General features: G+C 71.7%; 24 protein-coding genes. 5 read left to right on the top strand and 19 right to left on the bottom strand.

Annotation, left to right across the window (positions count from 1 at the left end; translation table 11 throughout):
• Positions 1–40 precede the first annotated feature (40 nt).
• The 14 genes from pth to BOSE127_RS12755 form a co-directional block, all read right to left on the bottom strand.
• The gene (pth, locus tag BOSE127_RS12820; RefSeq protein ID WP_017886754.1) at positions 41–625 is read right to left on the bottom strand and encodes an aminoacyl-tRNA hydrolase; all 585 of its coding nucleotides are present in this window, start codon (positions 623–625) and stop codon (positions 41–43) included.
• A gap of 30 nt (positions 626–655) precedes the next feature.
• Complete coding sequence (locus BOSE127_RS12815) at positions 656–1,279, bottom strand: 50S ribosomal protein L25/general stress protein Ctc (RefSeq protein ID WP_042537722.1); 624 nt, start codon at positions 1,277–1,279, stop codon at positions 656–658.
• 328 nt (positions 1,280–1,607) lie between these two features.
• Positions 1,608–2,582 carry a hypothetical protein gene (locus BOSE127_RS12810; RefSeq protein WP_159557495.1) on the bottom strand — a complete coding sequence of 325 codons (975 nt, stop codon included), beginning with the start codon at positions 2,580–2,582 and terminating at the stop codon, positions 1,608–1,610.
• 8 nt (positions 2,583–2,590) lie between these two features.
• A complete protein-coding gene (locus tag BOSE127_RS12805; protein ID WP_042537855.1) occupies positions 2,591–3,247 on the bottom strand; it encodes a response regulator transcription factor in 657 nt (218 codons plus the stop codon).
• Positions 3,244–4,497, bottom strand: a complete 1,254-nt coding sequence (locus BOSE127_RS12800; protein ID WP_159557493.1) for a sensor histidine kinase — start codon at positions 4,495–4,497, stop codon at positions 3,244–3,246. Before BOSE127_RS12800 ends, BOSE127_RS12805 begins: the two co-directional genes overlap by 4 nt.
• An 84-nt stretch (positions 4,498–4,581) precedes the next feature.
• A complete protein-coding gene (locus tag BOSE127_RS12795; RefSeq protein ID WP_159557491.1) occupies positions 4,582–5,484 on the bottom strand; it encodes a hypothetical protein in 903 nt (300 codons plus the stop codon).
• 92 nt (positions 5,485–5,576) lie between these two features.
• On the bottom strand, positions 5,577–6,929 hold the full coding sequence (manD, locus tag BOSE127_RS12790) for a D-mannonate dehydratase ManD (RefSeq protein ID WP_236559548.1): 1,353 nt from the start codon (positions 6,927–6,929) through the stop codon (positions 5,577–5,579).
• Positions 6,926–8,209 carry a mannitol dehydrogenase family protein gene (locus BOSE127_RS12785; RefSeq protein WP_159557489.1) on the bottom strand — a complete coding sequence of 428 codons (1,284 nt, stop codon included), beginning with the start codon at positions 8,207–8,209 and terminating at the stop codon, positions 6,926–6,928. Before BOSE127_RS12785 ends, manD begins: the two co-directional genes overlap by 4 nt.
• Entirely contained in the window at positions 8,206–9,093 is an 888-nt protein-coding gene (locus BOSE127_RS12780) for a sugar phosphate isomerase/epimerase family protein (protein ID WP_056072819.1), read from the bottom strand. The genes BOSE127_RS12785 and BOSE127_RS12780 overlap by 4 nt, the downstream gene beginning before the upstream one ends.
• Positions 9,090–10,349, bottom strand: coding sequence for a Gfo/Idh/MocA family oxidoreductase (locus BOSE127_RS12775; RefSeq protein WP_159557487.1), 1,260 nt, complete (start codon positions 10,347–10,349; stop codon positions 9,090–9,092). Before BOSE127_RS12775 ends, BOSE127_RS12780 begins: the two co-directional genes overlap by 4 nt.
• Complete coding sequence (locus BOSE127_RS12770) at positions 10,346–11,185, bottom strand: sugar phosphate isomerase/epimerase family protein (protein WP_159557485.1); 840 nt, start codon at positions 11,183–11,185, stop codon at positions 10,346–10,348. Before BOSE127_RS12770 ends, BOSE127_RS12775 begins: the two co-directional genes overlap by 4 nt.
• 73 nt (positions 11,186–11,258) lie before the next feature.
• Complete coding sequence (locus BOSE127_RS12765) at positions 11,259–12,218, bottom strand: carbohydrate ABC transporter permease (protein WP_175470752.1); 960 nt, start codon at positions 12,216–12,218, stop codon at positions 11,259–11,261.
• Entirely contained in the window at positions 12,215–13,237 is a 1,023-nt protein-coding gene (locus tag BOSE127_RS12760) for a carbohydrate ABC transporter permease (RefSeq protein WP_056072810.1), read from the bottom strand. The genes BOSE127_RS12765 and BOSE127_RS12760 overlap by 4 nt, the downstream gene beginning before the upstream one ends.
• Positions 13,237–14,592, bottom strand: coding sequence for an ABC transporter substrate-binding protein (locus tag BOSE127_RS12755; RefSeq protein WP_175470753.1), 1,356 nt, complete (start codon positions 14,590–14,592; stop codon positions 13,237–13,239). The genes BOSE127_RS12760 and BOSE127_RS12755 overlap by 1 nt, the downstream gene beginning before the upstream one ends.
• A gap of 120 nt (positions 14,593–14,712) precedes the next feature.
• On the opposite strand from BOSE127_RS12755, the gene BOSE127_RS12750 reads away from it, so the two are divergent.
• The 3 genes from BOSE127_RS12750 (at position 14,713) to BOSE127_RS12740 (ending at position 18,166) form a co-directional block, all read left to right on the top strand.
• The gene (locus BOSE127_RS12750) at positions 14,713–15,891 is read left to right on the top strand and encodes a LacI family DNA-binding transcriptional regulator (RefSeq protein WP_201300452.1); all 1,179 of its coding nucleotides are present in this window, start codon (positions 14,713–14,715) and stop codon (positions 15,889–15,891) included.
• A gap of 56 nt (positions 15,892–15,947) precedes the next feature.
• The gene (gene uxaC, locus BOSE127_RS12745) at positions 15,948–17,444 is read left to right on the top strand and encodes a glucuronate isomerase (protein ID WP_071251658.1); all 1,497 of its coding nucleotides are present in this window, start codon (positions 15,948–15,950) and stop codon (positions 17,442–17,444) included.
• 113 nt (positions 17,445–17,557) lie between these two features.
• On the top strand, positions 17,558–18,166 hold the full coding sequence (locus BOSE127_RS12740) for a class I SAM-dependent methyltransferase (RefSeq protein ID WP_159557483.1): 609 nt from the start codon (positions 17,558–17,560) through the stop codon (positions 18,164–18,166).
• Between the two features lie 44 nt (positions 18,167–18,210).
• Here BOSE127_RS12740 and BOSE127_RS12735 read toward each other — a convergent pair whose 3' ends face one another.
• The 3 genes from BOSE127_RS12735 to BOSE127_RS12725 all read right to left on the bottom strand — a co-directional run bounded on the left by BOSE127_RS12735 (position 18,211) and on the right by BOSE127_RS12725 (position 19,504).
• Positions 18,211–18,588 carry a type II toxin-antitoxin system death-on-curing family toxin gene (locus BOSE127_RS12735; RefSeq protein ID WP_159557481.1) on the bottom strand — a complete coding sequence of 126 codons (378 nt, stop codon included), beginning with the start codon at positions 18,586–18,588 and terminating at the stop codon, positions 18,211–18,213.
• Positions 18,585–18,788, bottom strand: a complete 204-nt coding sequence (locus BOSE127_RS12730; protein WP_017886769.1) for a ribbon-helix-helix protein, CopG family — start codon at positions 18,786–18,788, stop codon at positions 18,585–18,587. The genes BOSE127_RS12735 and BOSE127_RS12730 overlap by 4 nt, the downstream gene beginning before the upstream one ends.
• Before the next feature lie 176 nt (positions 18,789–18,964).
• Positions 18,965–19,504, bottom strand: coding sequence for a gluconokinase (locus BOSE127_RS12725; RefSeq protein WP_159557479.1), 540 nt, complete (start codon positions 19,502–19,504; stop codon positions 18,965–18,967).
• Positions 19,505–19,616: 112 nt separating this feature from the next.
• Here BOSE127_RS12725 and gndA point away from each other — a divergent pair, with 112 nt between their 5' ends.
• A complete protein-coding gene (gndA, locus tag BOSE127_RS12720; RefSeq protein ID WP_082046825.1) occupies positions 19,617–21,074 on the top strand; it encodes an NADP-dependent phosphogluconate dehydrogenase in 1,458 nt (485 codons plus the stop codon).
• Between the two features lie 79 nt (positions 21,075–21,153).
• Here gndA and BOSE127_RS12715 read toward each other — a convergent pair whose 3' ends face one another.
• A complete protein-coding gene (locus BOSE127_RS12715; protein ID WP_159557477.1) occupies positions 21,154–21,909 on the bottom strand; it encodes a hypothetical protein in 756 nt (251 codons plus the stop codon).
• Positions 21,910–22,016: 107 nt separating this feature from the next.
• Between BOSE127_RS12715 and BOSE127_RS12710 the strand changes: the two genes are divergently transcribed.
• The gene (locus BOSE127_RS12710) at positions 22,017–23,651 is read left to right on the top strand and encodes a molybdopterin-dependent oxidoreductase (protein WP_159557475.1); all 1,635 of its coding nucleotides are present in this window, start codon (positions 22,017–22,019) and stop codon (positions 23,649–23,651) included.
• A gap of 387 nt (positions 23,652–24,038) precedes the next feature.
• Here the strand turns inward: BOSE127_RS12710 and BOSE127_RS12705 are convergent, their stop codons facing one another.
• On the bottom strand, positions 24,039–24,818 hold the full coding sequence (locus tag BOSE127_RS12705; RefSeq protein WP_328698930.1) for a putative protein N(5)-glutamine methyltransferase: 780 nt from the start codon (positions 24,816–24,818) through the stop codon (positions 24,039–24,041).
• Positions 24,819–24,854: the final 36 nt, after the last annotated feature.

Below are 24,854 nucleotides of genomic sequence, written 5' to 3'. Positions count from 1 at the left end.
CCGACCGCGCCGTGCGCGACGGGCGAACAGCGCGGAACACTCAGGACGGAGCGTGCACGCGCTGCTGTGCGGCGAGCAGGCCGACCTCGGCGATCGCCTCGACCGCGTCGGCGGCGTCGGCCAGCAAGATCGGGAGCGTCTTCTTCTCGGCTGCGGAGAAGTCACGCAGCACGTAGTCGGCCGGGTCCTGCCGACCGGGCGGACGCCCGATGCCGACCCGGACGCGCATGAACTCGTTCGTCCCGGTGGCCTTGATGATGTCGCGCAGCCCATTGTGCCCGCCGTGCCCGCCACTGCCCTTCAGGCGGACGGTGTCGAACGGCAGGTCGAGCTCGTCGTGCACGACGACGAGGTCGGCCGGGGTGGCGCTGTAGAACCCGAGCACCGAGGAGACCGGTCCGCCCGAGGTGTTCATGAACGACCCGGGCTTCGCCAGCACGAGTCGTGTGCCGCCGGGCACCAGGCGCCCCTCGGCGACCTGGTTCGGCGTCTTGTGCTTCTTGAACGTCGCACCCATGCGGGACGCGAGTTCGTCGAGGACCATCTGGCCGACGTTGTGGCGGTTGCCCGCGTAGTCGGGCCCGGGGTTCCCGAGCCCGACCACCACGAGGATGTTGTCCGTCACAGCGTCGACCAGATGTCTTCGAAGGGGGTGTTACTCGGAGTCCGCGGCGCCCTCGGCACCCGACTCGGCGCCGGCCTCGGCCGAGGCTTCGTCCGCAGCGTCGTCGTCAGCGGTGCCACGCGGGGTGACGATCGCGACGACGAGCGCCTCGGGGTCGGTCTCGAGCTCGGCGCCCTCGGGGAGCTCGAGCTGCGAGGCGTGGATCTGCACGCCGTCCTCGAGGCCCTCGACGTTCACGGAGACGTGCTCCGGGATGTCGGTGGCGAGCACGAGCAGCGAGATCGTGTTGAGGTCCTGCACGTGGATGGTGCCGGAGAAGGACTCGCCCTCGATGACGACGGGCACGTCGACCGTGACCTTCTCGCCACGGCGGAGGACCACGAGGTCGATGTGCTCGATGATCTGACGCACCGGGTCACGCTGGACGTCCTTGACGAGGGCGAGCTGGGCAGCACCCTCGATGTCGAGGTCGACGACCGCGTTGGCGGTACGGACGAGCAGCATGGTCTCGTGACCGGGCAGCGAGATGTGCTTCGGCTCGGTCCCGTGGCCGTAGACGACGGCGGGGATCTTGTCGGCCGCGCGGAGCTTGCGAGCAGCGCCCTTGCCGAACTTGGTGCGGACTTCCGCTGCGAGCTTGGTGTAGTCGGCCATGGTGCCTCCTGGTGTCGGGGACGACGCCGGGGTGCCGGCATCGTGGGGGTCTGTGGTGTTGCAACTCGAACGCGTGCACGCGTGAGGAACGATCCCAGGGTCTTGCCGGGTATCCCACCGCGTCGATCACGGCCGCGCGTACGCAGCCCTCGCCGAAGTCAGGGACCGAGTCTAGCAGTACCGTCCGGGCGTGTCGCGCGGCACGGTCCGGACGCCAACCGGGACGGACAGGAGGCCCGTGGCTGTCCCGCCACGGGCCTCCTGTCCGTCGTCCCCATGCGACGGGCGCGGGGCGCTCCCCCCAGGACCGCTCCCCGCGACCGCCGCGTCAGTCGATCCCGGCCGGCGCCGCCGGCGCGAGCCGCGCGATCACCCGGTCGAGGCGGGCATCCACCTGCGGTTGCTGGGTCGACCCCTTCCGGAGCACGGCGGCGTCGGTCGCGGTGACGTGCAGCAGCCGTTCCCACTCCGCCGCGTACAGCGCGCTGCGGTAGCCGGAGGACTCCTGGCACGCGACGTCCCGTTCGGCGACGGCGACCTCGGCCTTCCCCGGGTCGTCCGAGAACAGGACGACCTGGTCGCCGTCACGGACGCTGACGTGCATCGAGGGGGTCGGCATGCCCTCCGGCCCCTCCGGCAGGTCCGGCACACCGGACGGCGCCATGCAGGTGCGCCACTCGGCCGCCGCCGTCCGGACCGTGTCGTCCTGACGTGCGTCCAACGCAGCCAGGTACGTCAGGCGCTGGGCGAGCTCGGAGGCCGCCTGCTCGGTGCCGCGCAGCGTGGTACCGAGGGTCTTCCGGGCGGCCTTCCAGCAGCGGGCGGCCACGTCGTCCGGGAGTGCCGCGAACGCCGCCTGGCGGTCGGGGTCGTACCCCCACTTCCGCATGCCCGCCTGGTTCGCACCGGCCACGGACGACCCGTGGTAGCCGCGGGTCTCGGCGAGCGCCGCGGTGAGGGGCCGGGTGGTCGCGAGTGCGGGTGACGGGTTCGCCCGGGCGGCGGTGTCTGCCGCGTCGTCGTCGGCCTGCAGCCCGGCCGCGGTCGCCCAGGGCGCCGGATCGTCGATGCCGGCCTTCCGCAGGCAGGGCTCGGCCACGAGGTCCTCTGCGTACGTGGTCTTCGACGAGGCCGGTGCGACGAAGGCGTCGAGCGGCATCGCCCACGCGGTGCTGTCCTGTTCGACGGTGGGTGCGACCGCGACGTCGGCGCGTTCGGGCAACCCGTGGACGACCGCGGTGGCCAGTCCGGCGAGGACGACGACGAGGGTGCCGGTCTTCGCGACGCGGTTCGTGATCTGCATGGTTCCCCCTAGGCGCGGACGAGGCCGCGTTCGTGTGCGGTGATGACGACCTGGATCCGGTTCCGGAGGCCGAGCTTCGTCAGGACGGCGCGGACGTGGGTCTTCACGGTGGCGTCGCTCAGGAAGACCGACTCGGCGATCTCGGCGTTGCTGAGCCCCTTCGCGACGAGCATGAAGACCTCGCGCTCGCGAGCCGTCAGCGAGTCGAGCACCTCGTCACGCCGATCGGTGACGGCCGGGGTGCCCTGCGCGCGCAGCAGGTCGAGCGCCTCCGCTTCCGTCGGTGCCGGTCGGCCCGCGTGCACGTCGCGGATGGTCGCGGTGACGACATCGGGCAGGGCGTCCTTCGTCAGGAACGCTGCGGCGCCGGCGCGGAGTGCGGCGAGCACGGCGTCGTCGCGGCGGATGGTCGTGAGCGCGACGACCCGCGGGCGGTCCTGGGTCGACGCGGCGAGCCGGGTCAGGGTCTCGATGCCGTTCATGACCGGCATCCGCAGGTCGAGCAGCAGGACGTCGGGGTGTTCGGCGGCGCAGAGTTCGAGGGCGGCGGCACCGTCGCCGGCGGTCCCGACACAGGTCATGTCGTCCTGGGCGTCCACGAGCATCTGCATCCCGGTGGCGAACAGTCGTTGGTCGTCGACGACGGCGACGCGGACGGCGCTCATCGGACGCGCTCCGGCCGGACGGCCGCGGTGTCGGTGTCGGTGTCGTGCGTCGGCACGGCGGCGGTCGTCGGCAGCCACGCGGTGACGACCCACTCGTCCGTGGTGTCGCCGACACCGGCACGCAGCCAGCCGCCGGCCAGTCGTGCACGCTCCTGCATCCCGGCGACACCGGACCCGAAACCGTCGAGCTCGACGAGCGGTTCGCTGCCCCGTGACGTCACGACGACGCCGAGCCCCGGCCCGCGCCAGTCGAGCGCCACCCGGGCCGTCGCTGTCCGCCCCTGGTGCTTCAGCACGTTCGTCAGGCTCTCCTGGACGATCCGGTGCACCGCGCTGGCGCTGCCCGCGGGGACCTGACCGGCTGCGCCGTGCTCCTCGAACGTCGCGGTCATCCCGAGCTCCCGCATGTCCTCGACCAGGTCGGGGACATCGAGCAAGCCGTGACGGTCGGCGTCGTCGCTCGCCTGGATGCGTTCGACCAGGGCCCGGACGTCGCCCAGTGCCGAGCGGCTCACGTCAGCGATGTCCTCCAGCGCCCGGGCAGCGTGTTCGTCCCGCACGGCGATGGCTGCGGCCCCCTGGGCCTGGGACACGACGACCGCCAGCGAGTGGGCCAGCGAGTCGTGCACGTCGCGGGCGATGCGGGCACGGTCCTGCTCGGCGCGGAGCTCGGTCGTGGTCACCTCGGTGCGGCGCTGCGCCTCGACCACACGGACCCGGGCGAGGCCGATCCGCCACGCGGCACCGATGGCCACGCCGACGGCCCAGGCGACACCGCTGACCCCGACGAACGCGAACGTGATCGTGACGAGGTCCGACCGGGTCCCGCCCGCGTTCCCCACCCAGCTGCCCCAGACGTCCTGGTCGGCAGCGGTCGGGACCGCCATCGCCCAGGCGGCCGCCGCACTCGCGAGCAGGAGCACGGGGACCGCGAGGTAGCGGAGCAGGTCGGACCGACCGGCGCCGACGACGCCGACGACGATCGCGATCGCCAGGTACTCCGGCCAGGTCGTGTCGGTCGGCCGGGTGAGCAGCCGGGCAGCCTGCAGGAGCGGGATGCCGACGACCAGTCCGAGCGCGGTCGCGGGCATCCACGCGGCGAGGCCGATGGCGACGGCGAAGGCCGACACCACGACGACGTGGTCGGCGAGTCCCGCACGTCCGGCTTCGGCGACGATCCAGAGCACGAGGTACACGGCACCGGCGGCCGGGGCCAGCAGGTGCCGGTACCGGCGGAGGAAGGAGGTCATGACGCGAGCGTATGGGCCGCGCTGCACGGGGACCGAGCCGCGCGACCGCTTTTCATCCGAGGTGATGAGGACGCGTCGGTTCGCTCAGCGACGGACCTTCCGACGGTGCTCCTGCGCGGCGTGGAGGACGTCGCGGGCCCGGTCGCTCGCCGCCTCGGCCTGGTCGCGGGCTGCTTCGAGCCGGGTGATCTCGGCTTCGGCCTGCTCGAGGGCACGCTGGAGCTCCGCGCGGCGCTCCTCCACCCGTTCGAGATCGGCCTCGGCGGTGTCGAGCGCTGCGTCGGCGTCGCGCGACTCCGTGCGCGCCGCGGTCTCGGCCTGGCGTGCCGCCTTGCGGTCGGCGGCAGGGTCGCGTTCCGGTTCGGGTTCGGCGTCCGGTTCCGCGGCGTCGCGCTGCGCGGGCCTGGAGGCACGGCTCGCCTTCCGCGCACCCCTCGCCTGGGAGATGGGGATGGGTGGGGCATCGCTGCCGGACCAGGCATCGGGCACCGCGTCCGGATCCGCGAGCGCCCCGTCGAGGTCGACCGCGTCGAACCCCACGCTCTCGAGCGCCGTCACGAGCAGCCCTGACCGGACGGCCGCGCCGGCGTGCGGATCCGCCATCGCCGCCTCGATCGTCGACCGGACCTGCTCGAGCACCGCCGGGGTGACGGGATGTCCGGCGTCGGACGCCAGGTCCGCACCGGCCTGCGCGAGGGCGTCGACGACCTCGGCGCGCTGCCGACGGAGGGTCCGGATCGCGTCGGGGTCGGCGTCGGCTTGGGCCTTGCGGAGCGCCGGTCCGAGGTCGACGGCGTCGTCGAGGGCACCGTCGTGGGCGAGCAGGTCGATCACCCAGGCGGCCGGTGAGGGCTTCCGGAGCTTCCCGATCGCCGTCGCGAGGGCACGGTCGTCCGGCCGCACCGCGCGCTGCCGTGCGGTGCGCTCGGCGACGAAGTCCGGCGGCGCGACGAGCAGCAGCTCCCTGGCGACGTCGGCGAACTCCATGCGACCACTGTGCCCGTTCACCACCGTGCCCGCGCAGCACCGTGCCCGCGCAGCACCCTGCCCGCGCAGCACCCTGCCCGCGGCTTCGGGGACTACCAGTCGTGGACGGTGCCGTCGGCCAGGCGGTTGAACGGCAGGTACGCCTGCTCGTAGGGGTATTTGCCGGCCTCGTCGACGTCGAGGCTGACCCCGAGACCCGGCTCGTCCCCCGGGTGCAGGTAGCCGTCGGTGAACGTGAACGTCTGGTGGAACACCTGGTTGGTCTGCGGTCCGTGCTGCATGTACTCCTGGATGCCGAAGTTGTGGATCGCGAGCCCGAGGTGCATCTGCGCGGCGAGCCCCACCGGGGAGATGTCGGTCGGCCCGTGGAACCCGGACTTGACCTGGTACAGCGCCGCGTACTCCATCGTCTTCTTGAGCGGGGTGACGCCGCCCATGTGCGTGACGGCACCGCGGACGTAGTCGATGAGCTGGTCGCGGATGATGTCCTTGAAGTCCCAGATGGTGTTGAAGACCTCCCCGATCGCCAGCGGCGTCGTGGTGTGCTGCCGGACGAGCTGCAGGGCCTCCTGGTTCTCTGCGGGGGTGCAGTCCTCGAGCCAGAACAGGTCGTACGGCTCGAGCGACTTGCCGAGCTTCGCGGCCTGCAGCGGGGTCATCCGGTGGTGACCGTCGTGCAGCAGGGGCAGCTCCGGGCCGAACTCGTTGCGGACGGCCTCGAACACGGTGGGCACGTGGCGCAGGTAGGCACGGGTGTCCCAGTCCTCCATCGCCGGGTACGCACCGCGCTGGGCGGGTTCGAAGTCGTAGCGGACGCCGGCGTTGCCCTCGGTGGTCGTGTTCGACGCGATGCCGTAGATGGACTCGAGGCCGGGGACACCGGTCTGCACACGGATGGAGCGGTAGCCCTCTTCCTGGTGCTCTCGGATGGAGTCGAACAGCTCGGGCAGTTCCTTGCCCGAGGCGTGGCCGTACGCCATCAGCCCGGTGCGCGACGCCCCGCCGAGCAGCTGGTAGAGCGGCATCCCGGCGACCTTCGCCTTGATATCCCAGAGGGCCATGTCGACGGCGGCGATCGCGGCCATCGTGACCGGTCCGCGGCGCCAGTACGACGACCGGTACAGGAACTGCCAGGCGTCCTCGATGCGGCTGGCATCACGGCCGACGAGCAGCGGGACGACGTGCTCGGACAGGTACGCGGAGACGGCGAGTTCCCGGCCGTTCAGGGTGGCGTCGCCGAGTCCGGTGACGCCGTCGGCGGTCGTGAGCTTGAGCGTCACGAAGTTCCGGTTCGGGCTGGTCACGATGACCTCGGCCCGCTCGATCAGCTGCCCGCGGTCCGCCGAGGCCCAGGTGTCCGGACGGCCGGCGGTGGTCTCGGCCGGCCCGCGGTCGGTGGCGCCGGGGACCGGGGCCGCGGGGTTCGTGGTGTTCGTGTCGGTCATGCGTGGACTCCTCCGTTGGAGCTCTGGCGGGCTGCTGCCGCGGCGGTGCGGATGCCCTGGGCCGCCGCCGTCACGGCAGTGACCACGGGGGTGGTGTCGAGTTCGGGGGCGACGACGGCCAGGATGTCGTGCACGTCCGAGTCTGGCCCGGGGGCGCCGGGGTCGCCCACCAGGTCGGGCTGCCCCGTGACGTGCAGCCACCACGCGGCGAGGGCGGTGGCCGCCCCGGCGCCGATGCCGGCCGAGGGGTCGCGGCTGAGCCGGTGCCGCACGACGTCGACGATGCGGACGGGCAGCTTCTGCGAGCCGCCGGACGCGATCTGCCGCAGGGTGTGCCGGATGCGCGGGTTGGCGAACCGCTCGACCAGGGCCGCGCGGGCGTCGGTGACCTCGGCCTCGGGCAGGGGCAGCTCGAGCGCGGCTTCGTCCCAGAGCTGCTCGACGGCGGTGCGGCAGACGGGGTCGTCCATCGCCTCGGCCACGGTGTCGTGGCCGAGCTGCAGACCCAGGTAGGCCAGGAGCGAGTGCGAGCCGTTCAGCAGCCAGAGCTTCCGCTGTTCGTACGGGGTGACGTCGTCGACGATCCGGACGCCCGCCGTCTGCCACGCCGGGCGGTCGATCCCGTCGAAGGCGTCCTCGAGCACCCACTCCGCGAACGGCTCGGTGACGACGGGGACCCGGTCGCCGGCGAGCGCACCCGGCAGTTCCGGCAGGTGCGCGACGTCGTCGTCGGTGGTGGCCGGGGTGATCCGGTCCACCATCGAACTCGGGAACGTGACGTTCGCCTCGATCCAGTCGCGCAGGGCGTCGTCGGTGACGGCGTCGAGCACGGCGTCGCGCAGGACCGCCCCGTTGTGCGTCAGGTTGTCGAGGCTGACCAGCGCGATGCGCCCGGAGCCGGCGGTGCGGCGGGCATCGAGCCCTGCGACCAACCGGGCCGGCACGTCGGAACCGGGCCGGTAGCCCTGCTCGGTGACCGTCAGCGTGACGATGGTCGTCTCGGGGGACGCGACCACGTGCCTCCAGGCGGTGTCGTCGCTGCCCGGGTGGGCTGCCGTGATCGTGTCGACCACCTCGGCGCTGTCGCCGGACGCGGCGCGGGTGACCAGCGTGTACCGGCAGCCCTGGGCAGTCAGGGCGTCGGCGACGTCGGGCGAGCGCCCGGTGAAGGCGGTGATCCCCCACGGTTCGCCGTCGGTGTGGGCGGTGTACCAGGCGAGGTGGGCGCGCGCGAACGCGCCCACCCCCACGTGGACGATGCCCGGTCGGCGATCGGTCATGCGGTCACCGGGACGAGCGAGCGGAGGTAGGCGAGGTTGTCGGCGGTGCGGGCCTCGAGCGGCAGGTCGGTGGAGAAGTCCTCGATGGTGACCCAGCCGTCGTAGCCCACCTGGCGGAGCGCGTCGAGGTACTCGGACACCGACGCCTGGCCGGTGCGCAGGGGTGCCCACTCGTGCTGCCAGATCGAGCTGCCGTCGGCACGGGTGTCGCCGGTGTCGACCCAGCGGGCGTTCTTCACGTGGGCGTGTGCCAGGTACGGCCCGAGCAGTTCGAAGGCGGCGAGGTGGTCTTCGTACCCCTCGATCACGAGGTTGCCGAGGTCGTGGATGACGCCGACGTGCGCGGGGTCGAGACCGTCGATCAGCCGCAGTGCTGCGGAGGCCGACGGCGTGATCGTCATGTGGTGCAGCTCGACGAGTGCCTTCACGCCGAGCTCCGACGCACGCGCCGCGACCCACTCGAGGTCGGCCCGGGTGCGGTCGAACAGCTGACCGTACGTCTCCCCCGTGCGCTCCTTCTCGGCTCGGTAGTGCGGCATCGTGACCCGCACCTGGCGGGCCCCGAGTTCGCTCGTCACGCGGAGCATCGTCTCGACGCCGTCGTGGTCCGCGGCCGGCTGGTAGCCGCCGATGCCCGAGTACTCGAGTCCGGCACCGTCGGTGATCCGGGCGATGTCGCCCACCCGGTCGCGGATGCCGGTGTACTGCCACGTCGAGTTGTTGCCCGCCCAGAACGACCGCTCGGCGGGGATGGCTTCGCCGGCGGCCGGGCGGTCGTCGACCACGCGCCACTCGATGCCGTCCCAGCCCTGCGCCGCCAGGGTCTCGGCGGCTTCGGCGGGGGTCCAGTCGGGAGTGGAGGCGGTGAACACGGAGAACTTCATCGGGTGGCTCCTTCGGTCGCGGCGGCGGTTGCGGGGGTGCCGACGACCGGCACCACGTCGGCTGGGCTGGCGCTGCCTTGCCCTCGGTCAGCCCCGCCGACGACCGGCACCACGTCGTCGTACGTGCCCTCGATCACGTCGTCGATGCGCACGGGGTGTCCGAGCGTCGCGCTGACGTAGAGCCCGCGGACGGTGGCGAGCGAGACCAGGGCGGCGTCGACGGTGACGCCCGGTTCGCGGCCCTGCCGGATCGCGTCGACGATGTCGGTGTACTGCCGAGCGTGCCCGGCGGCGAAGTGGTCGGGCTCGGCCGGGCCGCCGACGACGTGCTCGGGCGGGACGACGTCGTCCTTCTGGTCGACGGCTCCGGCGACCGCGCTGGCGTTCGACGTGGTCGCGGCGGACTCGAGCGTCGCGGTGTCCGGGGCGATGTGGAAGTAGGCGAGCCGGTCGTCGTCGACGATCGCGGACCCGTGTGTGCCGTACACGGCGTACCGGGCGGAGAGCCCCGGGTACGCGGCGGTCGTGCAGTGGACGACGCCGAGCGCCCCGCCGGCGAACCGGACGGTGGCGACCGCGGTGTCCTCGACCTCGATGCGGTCGTGGGCGAGGAGCCCGGTCTGGGCCGAGATCTCGACCGGACGGCCGAGCGCCCAGACGAGCAGGTCGACGGTGTGCACGCCCTGGTTCATCACCGCGCCGCCGCCGTCGAGCGCCCAGGTGCCGCGCCAGTCACCGGAGTCGTAGTACCCCTGCGACCGGTACCAGGCCACGCTCGCCAGGCCCGAGGTCACGGTGCCGAACCCGCCGTCGTGCGCCGCCCGGGCGACGGCCGCCGAGGCCGGGTCGAAACGGTGCTGGCTGATGACGCTCGTGACGAGCCCGCGGTCGCGAGCGGCTGCGGCGAGCGCGGCGATCTGCCGCGCCCGGGGCATCGTGGTGTCGAGCGGCTTCTCGATGACGACGTGCTTGCCGGCGGCCAGGGCGGCCTCGGCCAGCTGCACGTGCATGCCCGAGGGCGAGCAGATCGCGACGACGTCGATGTCGGACTGGTCGATCGCCTCTCCGATGGTGGACGTCGTGATCGGACGGGCGACGCCCATCGCCTCGACCGCGTCGGCCGCGCTCGTGGCGGCTTCGGGCACGGCGTCGACGAAGGCGACGACCTGCAGGTCGGGGTGGTGCACGGCGACGGTGGCGTGGTGGCGGCCGATGACGCCGGCGCCGACGACTGCCAACTTCAGTGGGGTGGTCATCGCAGGGTGACTCCGATCTGGTCGGTGAGGGTGCGGAAGGCCCGGCCGGCACGACCGAAGGCCGCGGGGCCGGAGAACCCGCCGAGGGAGGTGAAGTCGCTGAGGTGCGGCTCGAGCGAGGCGTACCCGGAGTAGCCGGCGTCGCGGAGCGCGGTGAGGGTCTGGAGCAGTTCACCGTCGCCCTCGCCCGCCGGCACCACCGACGAGTCGGCGGCGAGGGCGTCCTTGACCTGCAGGTAGTCGACGTACGGGGCGAGCTGCTCCCAGCCGTCGGTGAAGGGCCGGACGCCGCACTGCACGTAGTTCGCGTTGTCCCAGGCCAGTCGGAGCGCGGACGAACCGACGCTCTCGACGATGTCGAGCACGCGCGCGGGGACGTCGCCGTAGATGTCCTTCTCGTTCTCGTGCAGCAGGGTCACCCCTTCGCGCTCGGCGAGGTCGGCGAGCGCCCGCATCCGGACGAGGACGTCGTCACGGACGTCGTCCGGCTGCCGACCTTCGAAGTAGAACGAGAAGATCCGGATGTTCGTGGTGCCGAGGGCGTGCGCGGCACGGATCGCGCGGGCGAGGCGTGCGACCTCGTGCTCGACGAGTTCGTCGACGGGCACCTTGCCGATCGGCGAGGCGATCGCGGACACGGTCTGCCCACGCTCGTCGAGCAGCCGGTGGAGTCCGGCGAGCTGGTCGTCGTCGAGGTCGACGACGTTGACGCCCCAGGCGCTGCGGACCTCGATGGCGCTCGCGCCGAGCGCCTGCAGGACCGCGACCTGGACGACCGGGTCGGCGTCGATCTCGTCGCCGAAACCGGAGAGTTCCCACGTGGGCTGGTCGGTCATGGTGTCCTTTCGTTCGGACGGGAGGCGCGTGGCGGGGCCGCCACGGGCCTCCAGTCCGGTTCTGGGTTGCGGCCTACTTGACGGAGCCGGCGGTCAGACCGCCGACCAGGTAGCGCTGGAAGATCAGGTACAGGGCGACGACGGGGACGGCACACACGATCGAGGCGGCCATCATCTGGCCGTAGATGGGGACGGCACCGCCCTCTTGCGTGGTGCCGAGCACCTGCAGCACCACGGCGACCGTCCGGGTGTTCGGGGTCGTCATGATCGTGGAGAACAGGACGTCGTTCCACCCGAGCAGGAAGGCGAAGATCGCGGACACGACGATGCCCGGCCACGACAGCGGGAGCACGATCTTGGTCAGGATCTTCGTCGAGCTGGCGCCGTCGATGCGCGCCGCCTCCTCGAGTTCCTTCGGCAGGCCGCGCAGGTACGTGACCATGACCCACGTCGAGAACGGCAGGGCGAACGTCAGGTAGGTGACGAACAGGCCCCACCGGGTGCCGATGATCTGCACGCCGGTGGCACTGGCGATGTTCGAGAACACCACGAAGACCGGCAGCAGCAGGAGCGTGCCGGGGATCGACTGCAGGGCGAGGAGTCCGCGGAGGATCGTCAGGCGGCCGAGGAACCGGAACCGCACCAGCACGTAGGCCGTGGACACGGCGAGCGCGGCACTCGCGACGGCGACGGCTCCGGCGGTGAGCATCGAGTTCACCAGTCCCTCGCCGAGGGCGACGGTGGACCAGATCTCGACGTAGTTCGACAGGGTGAACTCGGACGGGAAGTACTCGCCGCGGGCGACGGCGACGTCGGAGTTGACCGAGCCGAACAGGATGTAGAGCACCGGGACGGCGATGAACGCGATGATCACCGCGATGACGGTGACGAGCAGCCAGCGCGGCAGCAGCCGGGTGACGTCGGTGTCGTAGGGACGTTTGGTCCGTCGTCCGCCGCTGCCGGTCGTGATGCTCTCGGTGAGCGTCGCGGTGGGGCGGGTGCGGGTGCTGAAGGACGTGCTCGGGGTGGTCATGCGCGTGCTCCGTCGATGTCGGCGGCGGTCGGGGCGGCGGCGAGCGTGGCGCGGTCGGCGCGACGCTGCTTCCGGTTGGGGCCGGCGTCGTCGCCGGTGTCGAGCTTGACCGCCCGCAGGTAGACGAACAGCGGGATCGCGACGATCACGAGTGAGCAGATCGCCATCGCCGCGGACAGGCCGAAGCGGAACGACTGGAAGCTCGCGATGTACGTCAGGACGGGCATCACCTCGACGCTGGACGGCAGCGGGATGCCGAACAGCACGAACGGCAGCGTGAAGTTGTTGATGTTGTGCAGGATCGAGATGATCACCGCGAGGCTCAGCGGGCCGCGCAGGTACGGGAAGATGATGTACCGCAGCTTCGCCCACCAGGTCACCCCGTCGAGTGCGGCGGCCTCGTGCACCTCGTTGTCCACGGCCTGCAGCCCGGCCAGGGACAGCAGGTAGACGAAGGGCCAGCTCGTCCAGATCATCACGCCGGCGAGCGCCCAGTACGACGCCGAGCCGTTCAGCCACAGCACGTCGGTGTGCAGGATCGAGTTCACGACTCCCTGCGGCTGGAGCATCGTGCGGAAGAACGTGCCGACGACGAATGCCGGGAGCACGTACGGGATCAGGTAGATCGAGCGGACGAGCCCGCGACCGGGGAACCGGTTCTGCGTCGAGATCGCGGCGGCGACGCCGATCGGCACGGTCACCGCGGTGACGAGCACCGACAGCGACACCGAGATCCAGATCGAGTGCAGCAGCGGCGAGTTCGTGAACGCCTCGGTGAAGTTGGCGAACCCGACGAACGGGGCACTGAACCACTGGCGGAGCGTGTACTGGTCGAGGTCGAGCATCGCGATCCAGAAGCCCACCACCAGCGGCACCACGATGACGGCGAGCATGAGGAGCCCGCCGGGCAGGAGCATCCACAGCGGGCGCTCGCGTTTGTACAGGGGCGTCTTGCCGGCCGGACGGACCGGGCGGGGCGGCGCCGAATCGGTGCGGGGCCTGGTCTGCGTGCTGGTCATCACAGACCTCCGTTCTTCTGGCGGTCGAGGGTGGCCTGGGCGTCCTTCTGGGCGTCCTGCAGGCGCTTGCGGAGCTGGTCGTCGGTGACCTCGCCGGACTTCAGCGACGGGATCGACTGCACGACCACGTCGACCAGGGCGAGCTGGATGTCGGACCAGGCGCCGGTGAACGCGGTCGGCTTGGAAAGGCGGCCGGCGTCGATGATCGGCTTGAGCTGCGGGTTGTCGGCGGCCAGGTCGGCGGCGGCCGATGCGTTGGTCGGCAGGTTGCCGAACAGGTCGTAGTACTCGAGCTGCGCCTTCGGGGCGCTGAGCTGCTTGACGAACGCGAACGACAGCTTCTGCTTGGTGCCGTAGTCGGCGACGACCCAGTTGTCGCCGGACAGGATGCTGGCGGCCTCGATGCCGTCGGACGGCCGCTCGGTCGCACCCGGGGGGACGGTGGGCAGCAGGGCGAACTCGTAGTCGCCGTCGACCTTGGTGCCCTTGAACGAGTTGATCGCGGTGGTGGTGGTCATCGGGAAGAACGCCGCCTTGCCCTCGGTGAACTGCGCCAGGGCCTGGGCGTTGTTCCAGCCGATCGCGGCCGGGTCGACGACACCGTCCTTGGTGACCCAGTCGAAGTAGGTGCGGTAGGCGTTCTCGACGGCCTTGCTGTCGATCTCGGCCTTCGAGCCGTCGACGATCGTGTTGCCGGCGTTCTGGGCCATCCCCCACACGAACTTCCACGGGTCGAAGCCGTCGGCGTAGGCGATCGCCATGCCGTACCGTCCGTCACCCGTGGTGGCCTTCGCGTCGGCGGTCAGCTCGTCCCAGGTGGTGGGCATGTCGGTGATCCCGGCCTTCGCGAGCAGGTCCTTGTTCACGGCCATCACGAACGGCCGGCTGGCGAACGGGATCCCGATCTGCTTCGACGCACTCGGACCGGAGATGCCGAACGACGCGGGGTCGAACTGGTCCTTACCGCCGATCGCGTCCCACTCCTTCGTGCCCATCTCGACGAAGGCGCCGGTGGCGTAGGCGGTCGGGGTGAACGTGGTGCCGATCGCGTAGACGTCAGGGCCCTGGCCGGAGATGACGCTCGTCTGGATCGCGGTCAGTTCCTCCTGCGCGGACGAGTAGGTCTCCCACTGGATGTCCGCACCGGTGGTGCGCTTGAACTCGGCGGCGGTGTCCCGCTGCCACTGCTTGCGTTCCTTGGGGTAGGTGGTGTCCGCGCCCATCATCACGCGGAGGGTGTTCGGGTCGTCGCCGCTGCCGTTCACCACGGCGCATCCCTGCAGGGACAGTGCGGCGAGGGCGACCACGGCGACGGCACCGACGAGGGTGCGGACTTGCAGTCTTCGCGTCTTCACGGGGGTTTCCTCCTCGAGACCTCCTCCGAGCGGCGCTGCTCGGTGGCACCACTGTTCCGCCGTTGGCAACATGCGGCAACCGGTTGCCACTTGTTGCCAGACGCGAATACGTTCGGCCTCGTGAAGGACCTCTCGACGGACGGCGGCGGGCGCACGGGCGGTGCCGCTGGCGCTGCTGGTAGCGCCGCTGGCGCGGGCGACGCTGGTGCTCGCGTTGCCGGTACTCGCGCCGCTGGTGCTCGCGCTGCCGGTGCCGGTGCCGGTGCCGCCGCTGGTGCCGCGCGTCGCGTCACCATCCGCGACATCGCCGACGCGACCGGGGTCGCCGCCTCCACCGTCTCCCGCGCCCTGTCCCTGCCCGACCGGGTCAACGCCGTCACCCAGGAGCGCATCCAGCAGGCGGCCCGCGAACTCGGGTACGTCGCCAACTCGCAGGCCCGGGCACTGACCTCGGGCCGCACCCGCGCCGTCGCCGTGCTCGTGTCCGACATCACGAACCCGTTCTACTTCGACGTCATCCGCGGCACGCAGCACCAGCTCGCCGGGGCCGGCTGGACCCAGTTGCTCGTCGACACCGAGGAGTCCGCAGACGCCGAGATGGCCGCGCTCACCGCCGTCGGGGCGAAGGCCGACGGGGTCGTGCTCACCGCGTCACGACTGTCCGACGCGCAGATCGCCCGGTTCGCCGAGCGGATCCCCCTGGTCGTCGTGAACCGCAGGCCCGCAGGCGTGCCCTCGGTGCTCATCGACACCCCCGGCGGCGTCGAGCAGGCGGTCCAGCACCTGGTGTCGCTGGGACACCGGGAGATCCTGTACGTCGCCGGGCCAGACAGCTCGTGGTCGAACGAGCGACGGTGGCGAGCACTCGTGCAGGTCGCCAAGCGCCTGGGCGTCCGCGTCGCCCGGATCGGCCCGCACGCGCCCTTCGTGGACTCCGGTGCCGCCGCTGCCGACGCCGCCGTGCACGCCGGGGCGACCGCGTGCATCGCCTTCAACGACCTGATCGCCATCGGGATGCTCGCCCGACTGCGGGAGCGCGGGGTCCGCGTCCCCCGGGACATGAGCATCGTCGGCTGCGACGACATCTTCGGCGCCGACTTCTGCAACCCGCCGCTCACCACGATGACCTCGCCGATCGAACGGGCCGGCCGGGTCGCGATCCGGATGCTGCTCGGACGCCTCGGTGCCCTGCCCGCCGACGAGCTGCCGGGGGAGCACATGTCCGGCGCCGTCGCCCTGCCCACCCACCTGACCGTGCGCGAGTCGACCGGGCCGGCGCCCCTGGCCGGCACCGCCTGATCCCGCACGCCCCCAGAACTCACCGCCCCGAACTCGCCGCCCCGAAGGAGTCGATGATGACCCGCACCAGCACCCCCACCCGGCTCGCGCCGCACCCCGACCGGCTGTTCCCCGCCGACCCCGGGGCCCGAGCCGTGGCACGCACCGTGTACGAGGCGGTCAAGGACGCCCCGATCATCTCGCCGCACGGGCACGTCGATGCAGCACTGATCGCTGCGGACCAGCCGTTCAGCGACCCCGCGTCGCTGCTCATCACGCCCGACCACTACGTGCTCCGCCTGCTGCACGCGAACGGGGTGGACCTGGCCGCGCTGGGACGCGCGGACCTGTCGGGGCCCCGCCCGGGCTCGCAGGCTCGCCCGGCGGCGTCGGCGCATCGCTGGCGCGATGCCGCTGAGCCGACGCCGCCAGGCCGTGCCGTCTGGCGGCAGCTGGCGGAGCACTGGGACGACTTCCTCGGGACCCCCGTGCGCTACTGGTTCGAGACGGAGCTCCACGACGTGTTCGGGCTCGACCAGGCACCGTCCGCGGCGAACGCGGACGACCAGTACGACCACATCGCCGGCCTGCTGGCATCCCCCGCCTTCCGGCCACGCGCGCTCTTCGACGCCTTCGGGATCGAGGTCCTCGCCACCACGGACGGCCCGGCGGACGACCTCGCTGCGCACGCGCAGCTCGCCGCGGACCCCGGCTTCACCGGCCGGGTGCTCCCCACGTTCCGCGCGGACGCCGTGTTCGACCCGACGCGGTCGGACTGGAGGCCCGTGGTCGCGTCGATCGGCGAGGCCGCAGGCATCGACACGGGTACCCACGCAGGACTGTTGGCGGCGCTCCGCGCACGTCGCCACCACTTCATCGAGCACGGCGCGACCGCCACGGACACCGGGGTGCTCGACGCGGGCTCCGCCCCACTGTCGTCGAGCGAGCGGGAACGCATCCACGCGGCGGCGCTGCGGGATGCGTCCTCGGTCACGGATGCCGAGGCGACGGCGTACCGCCACGACATGCTCTACCGCTGGGCCGAGATGAGCGTCGAGGACGGCCTCGTCATGCAGCTGCACCCCGGGGTGATCCGGAACCACCACACCCCGACGCTCGAGCGCTTCGGGCCGGACACCGGCCACGACCTGCCGGCCGTCGGGTCGTTCACCGAGCCGCTCCGGCCGCTGCTCGAGTCCTTCGGCACCGCTCCCGGGTTCCACCTCGTGCTCTTCACCGTCGACGAGACCGTCTTCTCGCGCGAGATCGGGCCGCTCGCGGGCTTCTACCCCGCCGTGTACGCGGGCGCGCCGTGGTGGTTCATCGACACCCCGGCGGCCATCGGGCGCTACCGCTCGGCCGTCACCGACTCGGCGTCGTTCACCAAGACCTCCGGGTTCATCGACGACACCCGCGCGTACTGCTCGATCCCGGCGCGGCACGACATGGCTCGGCGGGCGGACGCGGCGTACCTGGCGTCACTCGTGGTCACGCACCAGATCTCGGAGGAGGACGCCGTGCACACGGCACGGCGCATCGTGTCCGACATCCCGAAGGCGACGTTCAAGCTCTGAGCGGCGCGCTGGTGGCCGCGTGGTGCGAGGTTCCGTGCCTGGTGCGAGGTTGTCGGGTCGCACGGAACACGGAACCTCGCACGGTTCGGTGATGCGCCGGTACCGTCGGGCACATGACGGAGCGGGTGACGGCGGCGTACGGCGCTCGGGCCGATGAGTACGCGGCACTGCTCGGGTCGATGAGCGCCGTCCACCCGGACGACCGCGGACTCGTCGACGCCTGGGCAGCCGGTCGCAGCGGTCCCCTGGTCGACGCCGGGTGCGGTCCCGGGCACTGGACGGCGCACCTCGAACGGCAGGGGCACCGCGTCACCGGCATCGACGCGGTGCCGCAGTTCGTCGAGCACGCACGACGGACGCACGGCGCTGTGGACGCGGACCTCGACTTCCGGGTCGGGTCGCTCGACGCGCTGCCGCTGGTGGACGGCAGCGTCGACGGGGTCCTCGCGTGGTACTCGGTGATCCACCACGACCCATCGCAGATCGGTGGGGCACTCGCCGAGTTCTGTCGGGTGCTCGCCCCCGGCGGTGGGCTGTTGCTCGGGTTCTTCGAGGGCGCCGCGGTCGAGGCCTTCGACCACGCGGTCGTCACCGCGTACCGCTGGCCGGTCGCGTCCCTGGCGGCGCTGCTGGACGAAGCGGGGTTCGACGTCGCGGACGTCCACACCCGCACGGCTCCGGAGCACCGGCCGCACGGGGCGATCAGTGCGGTGCGCCGCTGATCGCTGATCGCTGACCGCTGACCGCCGTCCGTCCGAGCGGCCGGTCAGGCGTCCGAGACCATCGCGCTCAGAGCAGCGGCGATCTCCGTCACGGCATCGAGTTCCCCTTCCGCGATCGCGACGATGAAGTCGTACGCCTGATCGTTCGAGGCGTGGAGCCGGACACCGTTCACGCCGAGGAAGACCACGAGCAGCATCAGCCCGAGGCGCTTGTTGCCGTCGACCAAGGCGTGGTTCCGGATGGCGGAGTGGACGAGCGCCGCCGCTTTCTCGACCAGTGCCGGGTAGGCGTCGTTCCCGCCCACCGACGCGGCGGGTCGCGCGACCGCCGCCTCGAGCAGTCCGACGTCGCGGATCACGGAGTCAGCCCCCAGGGTCCGACGAGCGATGTGCAACGCCTCGTCGGTCGTGAGGTGGATCACTTGCCGAGTCGTTCGAGCGCCTCGGCGTAGCGCGGGAGTTCTCGGTCGAGGATGCCGTCGATCAGGTCGCTGCGGCTGTGCTGCTCGACGTACTCGCGGATGGCGGCGCGGGCGACGTCCTGCATCGAGCGCTCCTCGAGGTCAGCACGCTTGCGCAACGCCGCTGCCTCGGCATCGTCGAGTCGGAGGGTCATGGCCATGGAGTCGATGGTATCAACGGTGGTACCTGAACGGGCCCCAGTGATCGTGGTCATGGAACGACGGTACGAGCGTCCCCGTCGACGCAGACGAGACCAGGGGTCGGATGGGGATGACGACGGCCGCGCTGCGCCCTGTGGAGGAACTGCCAGGATCCGTCGCAGGTCGTCGACGTTCGTCAGTCGGTGGTGACCGCGAGCGCGGCGAGGATCTCCCGCACGGTGTCGTCGACCGATCCGTCGATCGACACCGCGACCGCCGCCTCGTCGGGCTGCGGCCGCTCGAGGGTCGCGAACTGCGAGTCGAGCAGGGTCGTCGGCATGTACTCGTGGTGACGGTGGGACTGCCGCTCGGCGATGAGGTCGCGGGACCCGTCGAGGAAGGCGATGACGAGCCCCGGTGCGGATGCGCGCAGACGGTCCCGGTAGACGCGCTTGAGCGCTGAGTTCGCCATCACGCACCGGGACCCGTCGGCCTCGACCGCGGCGATCCGCTCGGCGCAGGCGTCGAGCCACGGCCAGCGGTCCTCGTCGGTGAGCGGCGTGCCCTGCCGCATCTTCTCCTTGTTGGCGGCCGGGTGCAGGTCGTCGGCATCGACGAAGACACAGGGTTCGCCCTGCGCGACCAGTGCGTCGGTGAGGGTCTGGCCGATGGTGGACTTGCCGGAGCCCGAGACTCCCATGACGAGGACGGGCGGGTGGACAGCGAACTCGCTCATCCCTCCACAGTATTGATCCGGTGAACTCTGGTCCCCAGTTCCCGGAACTCCTGTGCGGTCCCAGACCACCGGTCGTAGGTTGGGCGCCAACGTCAGGACAAAGGAGACCCTCGTGGCAGACAACAACGGTCAGGCGAACATCGGAGTCGTCGGACTCGCAGTGATGGGCTCGAACCTTGCCCGCAACCTCGCATCGCGCGAAGGCAACACGGTGGCGGTCTACAACCGCACGTACGCCCGCACCGAGGAACTGCTCCAGGAGCACGGCGACGCAGGGTTCATCGCGTCCGAGGACATCGACGGGTTCGTCGCGTCGCTGTCGAAGCCCCGCACCGCGATCATCATGGTGCAGGCCGGCAAGGGCACCGACGCCGTGATCGGGCAGCTCGCCGAACGATTCGAGCCGGGCGACATCATCGTCGACGGGGGCAACGCGAACTTCCACGACACCATCCGCCGTGAGCACGATCTGCGCGAGCAGGGGCTGAACTTCGTCGGCACCGGCATCTCCGGTGGTGAAGAGGGCGCGCTGAAGGGCCCGTCGATCATGCCCGGTGGCTCGAAGGAGGCCTGGGAGACGCTCGGGCCGATCCTCAAGTCGATCGCCGCGGTGGCCGAAGGTGAACCGTGCGTGACCCACATCGGCACCGACGGCGCCGGGCACTTCGTCAAGATGGTGCACAACGGCATCGAGTACGCCGACATGCAGCTCATCGCCGAGTCGTACGACCTGCTCCGTCGCGTCGGCGGGCTCTCGGTGGAGGACCTGGTGCAGGTCTTCGACGAGTGGAACAAGGGCGACCTCGAGTCCTACCTGATCGAGATCACCGGCGAGGTCCTCAAGCAGCGCGACGCCGACACCGGCAAGCCGCTCGTCGACGTCATCCGTGACGCGGCCGGCTCGAAGGGCACCGGCGTCTGGACCGTGCAGAACGCGGTGGGTCTGGGCATCCCGGTGTCGGGCATCGGCGAAGCCGTGTTCGCCCGTGCGGTGTCGTCCAAGCCGACGCAGCGTGCCGCCGTGCAGCAGTCGGTCAAGAACCGTCCGCAGATCGCCGAGGTGCCGGACACCTTCGCCGACGACGTCCGTGCGGCGCTCTACGCCTCGAAGGTCGTCGCGTACGCGCAGGGGTTCGACCTCATCATCGCCGGGGCGAAGGAGTACGGCTGGGACATCGACCTCGGCAACGTCGCGAAGATCTGGCGAGGCGGTTGCATCATCCGGGCGCAGTTCCTGAACCGCATCGTCGAGGCGTACGACGAGAACCCGAAGCTCGAGTCGCTGCTGGTCGACCCGTACTTCGCGAACGCCGTCGCCGAGGGCGAAGCAGCCTGGCGGCGCATCGTCGGGATCGCCGCCGCATCCGGTGTCCCCGCGCCGGGCTTCTCGTCCGCGCTGTCGTACTTCGACTCGCTCGCGTCCGACCGGCTGCCCGCAGCGCTGATCCAGGGCCAGCGCGACTTCTTCGGAGCGCACACCTACCAGCGCATCGACAAGGACGGCACCTTCCACACGCTGTGGTCCGACGACGACCGCCGCGAGGTCGAGCAGGAGCCGTCGACGCACTGACGAACCGCACCCGCCGACGACCGACGTCGGTGCGTGCGCAGCACGGAGGGCCTCGCCGAACGCGGGGCCCTTCGTCGCATCAGGCGACGATGCGCTCCCGTGCCAGGTCGGCGACGAGCCGGTCCAGCCGCGGACCACGCCCGAGCAGCCGCCGCGAACCCGGTGCAGTCCGGACGAAGAAGGTCGCGACGGCCGGGGTGTCGTCCGGCCGCACGTGGTGGATCGCCACCGCACAGGCTCGGCGAGCACCGTCCGAGCCGCCAGCGCGACCCGAGCCACCCGAGCGGCGCGAGGCACCCGAGCCGTCCGTCCGTTCCGGCACGTCCTCGAGCCCGACGTGCACGACCCGACTCCACCGGATCACGAGCAGCCGGGTCGCCCGCCGTTCGTCGAGTTCCCACAGGGAGGCCTCGGTGGCGCCGAAGGCCCACGTCACGCGCGAACCGAGGTGGGTGTCCGGACGGACTTCGTCGATGACGCCGCGGAGTTCGGGCGTCGGCGCCGCCGGCACCAGCCACACCGTCGGGTCGATCCGACGGATGGCGAGCGCGAGCGCCTCGTCCGCCTGCCGCCGCCGTGCCGTCGCGGTCCGCACCACCGCGATCACGATGACCACGACACCGAGTCCGATCGCACCGAACTCGACGATGCCGTACCAGGACAGGTCGACGCCGGGTGCCGTCGAGACGACGACGATCCGGGTGATCAGGAGGGCCAGCCAGACGGCGACGATGACCCAGCGCAGGGTGGCGAGTCGACGTGCCGGCGACATCGGTGTCCGCGCGGCGCCGCGGGCACGACCGGAGCGCGGGACACCATCAGGACGCTGCAGCACGGTCCGATCCTCCCACGAGGCGCGCGCCACCTGCTGGCCGGACCCGGTGAACGCGCGGGGAAGCCCGCACACAGCCCACGAGCGGCCTGACGACCTACGCTCGGGCGGTGACCACCGAGACGACGGACGAACCGATCGGCCGACCGACGGCGGATCCGTCCTCCGGGACGCGCGGGCCCGATGCACCTTCGAACCGACGTTGGACGCTGATCGCCGCGATCGTCGGCGTCGTGGCCGCCGCCGCGTTCCTCGGTGTCGCCGAGTTCGGCGCACTGCTGCTCGGCGGGGCGGGCAGCCCCCTGGTCGCCGTCGGTTCAGCGGTCATCGACCTCGCTCCCCCGGGTGCGAAGGACTTCATGGTCGCCGTGTTCGGCACCGGGGACAAGGTCGCCCTGTTCGTGCTCATGACGGTGATCGTCATCGCGATCAGTGCCGGTGCCGGAGTCGTCGAGCGCGCACGCCCGCCCTTCGGTGCGCTCGTGTTCGCCGCCGGTGGCGTGCTGGCGCTGTTGGCCGTCAGCACCCGCTCGGGCAGCGGGAGCCTGGACGGCGCCCCGACGGTCCTCGGGATCGCCGCGGCCGTGGTCGTCCTGCGCCTGCTGCTCCAGCGGCTGCGACGGTGGGAAGCAGCGGCTGCCGTGCCGTCAGCGGCCCCGCGACCCGCCTCGGCGGAGCGCCGGACGTTCTTGATCTGGGGTGTCGCGACGGCGACCCTCGCGGTCGTGGTGGGCACCGCCTCCCGGCTGGGGTCGTCCGCGATGCAGGCGGCCGCTGCTGCCCGGCGGGCCATCCGGCTGCCCGCGGCGGCGACCGCTGCACCGGCGGTCCCCGCCGGTGCGTCGCTCGACGTCGACGGCATCACCCCGTACATCACGCCGAACGCTGACTTCTACCGGATCGACACGGCCCTGCGCGTGCCCATGGTCGACCCCGCCGACTGGTCGCTCCGGATCCACGGAGCGGTGGAGAACGAGATCACGCTGACGTGGGACGAGCTGCTCGCCCTGCCGCTCGAGGAGCACGTCGCCACGCTGAGCTGCGTGTCGAACGAGGTCGGCGGTGACCTCATCGGGACGGCCCGCTGGCTGGGCTACCCGATCCGCGAACTCCTCGCCCGGGCGCGTCCGACGGGCGACGCCGACATGGTGCTCTCACGGAGCATCGACGGGTTCTCCGCCGGCACCCCGCTCGACGTGCTGCAGGACGACGGCACCGCGGCGCTCCTCGCGGTCGGGATGAACGGCGAACCCCTGCCGACCGAGCACGGGTTCCCCGTGCGGATGGTCGTGCCGGGGCTGTTCGGGTACGTCTCGGCGACGAAGTGGGTCACCGAGCTCGAGGTCACCCGCTTCGCCGACGCGCAGGGCTACTGGACCCCGCGCGGCTGGTCGGAGCGTGGCCCGGTCAAGCTCGAGTCGCGCATCGACACACCGCGGAACGGGTCGACCGTGACCGCGGGCAAGCCGGTGGCGATCGCCGGGGTCGCATGGCAGCCGCACAAGGGCGTGAAGGCCGTCGAGGTCCGCGTCGGAGGCGGCGACTGGCAGCGCGCCGAACTCGCCGACTCGGTCTCCGCGGACACCTGGCGGCAGTGGGTGGTGCGGTGGACGCCGACCTCCGGCTCGCACCGCATCGAGGTGCGCGCGACCAGTGCGGACGGCGAGGTGCAGACGAGCGTGGACCGGCCGCCGGCGCCGAACGGGGCGACGGGCTGGCACACGGTGACGGTCGACGCGCGCTGACGCTCCAGCAGCGGAGTCGCAGGGTCGCGGGGTCGCGGGACACGCCCGCTGAGGTCCGCCGAGGGTGCAGGAAACGTCGGTTCGCGGACGCGCAGGCGACACTTCGTGCCACCCCGGCGAACCTGAGCGGCATGTCGTGACCACTCGGCGGCAGGGTCGCTGCGGTACCCGACGACCTGGAGGCCCGGTGCCGGCCCGCCCCGCCCCTCACCCTGGTCGCGTGACACGCCACATGCGTCGCGCCGAGGGTGCAGGAAGCGTCGGTTCGCGGACGCGCAGGCGACACTTCGTGCCGCCCCGGCGAACCTGAGCAGCATGTCGTCACCACTCGGCGGCAGGGGCCGGGCGCCGGGCACCGAGCACCGAGCACCGGCGGGCAGCGTGCGGTCAGGCGGGCAGGGTCGCGACGATGCAGGTGCCGTCGACCTCGGCGTCCCGCTCGACAGCGGTGGTGAAGCCGGCGGCCGCGAACGCAGCGACGGACGCCTCGGCCTGGGCTTCGGACACCTCGATGACGACCGCGCCACCGGGCCGGAGCCACTCCCCCGCGCTCGCGGCGATCCGACGGTGCAGGTCGAGGCCGTCCGCACCACCGTCGAGGGCGATTCGGTGCTCGTGTTCCCGGGCCTCGGTCGGCATCAACGCGATCGAGGCCGTCGGCACGTACGGGGCGTTCACCGCGATGACCGTCACGGCCCCGCGGAACCGCTCGGGCAACGGCGCGAACAGATCGCCTGCGACGACGATGCCGCGGTCGCCGATGTTCTCGGCAGCGACGTCGACGGCATCCGGGTCGATGTCGGTGGCGACGAGGTCGAGCGCGCCGACGCGTCCGAACAGGGCGACCGAGATCGCACCCGCGCCGCAGCACAGGTCGACCACGCGGTCGTAGCGCTGCAGCCGACGCGCAGCCTGCTCGACGACGAGGGTGGTGCGGGCGCGCGGCACGAAGACCCCGGGGGTCACCCGGATGCGGTGCCCGTCGAAGGCGGCCCAGCCGAGCACGTACTCGAGCGGCTCACCGGCCAGCCGACGCTGCACGAGGGTGCGGAGTCGCACCGGCTCACCGTCACCGGCCTCGAGCAGCAGGTCGGCTTCATCCTCGGCGAAGACGCTCCCCGCGGCCCGGAGCCGGGCCGCGAGGGCGTCACGCGCGGGATGGGTCACCACGGGCAGCGGGACACGTCACGTCGCGGAGATGGT

Source organism: Curtobacterium sp. 8I-2, from assembly GCF_902506155.1.
Lineage (GTDB): Bacteria > Actinomycetota > Actinomycetes > Actinomycetales > Microbacteriaceae > Curtobacterium > Curtobacterium poinsettiae.
This window is presented reverse-complemented; position numbering and strand designations above follow the sequence as displayed.